The organism is Endozoicomonas sp. SESOKO3 (assembly GCF_024606255.1).
The window spans coordinates 1-1,092 of the sequence record NZ_JAHHPR010000165.1 but is presented as its reverse complement, the minus strand read 5'-3'; the positions used below and the strand labels follow the sequence as shown (position 1 = coordinate 1,092).

The 1,092-nt window shown below is 51.1% G+C and carries 1 protein-coding gene; it reads left to right on the top strand.

The window, feature by feature from the left end:
* Positions 1–20 precede the first annotated feature (20 nt).
* On the top strand, positions 21–1,092 hold a 1,072-nt coding region (locus tag KDK18_RS02855), incomplete at its 3' end, for a hypothetical protein (RefSeq protein ID WP_257253063.1).

Sequence of the window (1,092 nt, the reverse complement as noted above, 5' to 3'; positions counted from 1 at the left end):
CACAGCCACTCACCCTGGTGATGGATATCCGCAAGCTCACCAGTGAGGAGCTGCCGAAATTTAACGATTTACTGGACCCGGATACCCCCTGTCTCTACGACAAAGTCAGTCAGATGAAACGCCCCCTGGGAGAGCATGTTGCTCTGCTGGTTCTGGCAAACCTTGCACAGTTGACATCGGTTGGCCAGGCCGACGGTGCACCAGGTGCTGATTTCTGGCGGCGAATTAATCGACCGGGAAATACCTGGCAGTTCCACCCGCAGACCGGCAATGACCGGGCGAATGAAATCAACAAGGTTCCAGGGGTATTGGCTGAATTTCCCGGCTTCGAAAGTTCAGTGGAAAAAAAAATAGACGACAATGACATTATTATTAACTGTCACTTGCACAGTAATTGGCGACACTTACTGCTGGGCGGCCCCGGATTGGATAAACAGGGGCGAATCCGGCACATTCCCGGCAGGCTTGAGTCATTAAAGGCCGGACAACGTGTGATTCTGAAAGGAGCCAACTGGCAGGACCTGACCTTTGAACAGACGATTCGGCAGATGCTGGCGCAAAAGCGCTTTGAGAGCAATGGGAAGATTTGTCAGTTACCAGACGATGTTCAATTTTATCAAGTGCCAGTGGAAAAGGACGAGCTTCATTCACTGTTCCAAAGCCTGTCCTGCTCTCTTTACAAAAAAGACGACAAAAAACACCCGTCTGCCCCCCCGATCATCATTAACCAAAGTAATATTTCGGGATGGCTGAACCCGATTGCCATTGCCCCGGAAGGCTGTGCAGTCCCCAACATCAATCTCTTGGAACAAGTTCGGGCGGGGGGTGTGGTCACCATAACGTCACCCCTTACCGAGGCGCTCTGGTTTTATTTACTGGGCTCGCTAAAGGCAATTCGTGAGACCACAGACCTGGAACCCCGACTACAGGTGGCTCATTCAAAACAGCAGCCGAAAGCCCTGGGATTGGCAGAAAACCATGAGCTTTCAGTGAGAGATCAGGCCGCTTTTAAGACCATCACGTATCAGCAACAAACCCAGGCCAGTCATTGGATCAATGATCTGGAATCACCTTTGGTGATTCAGGTCAATG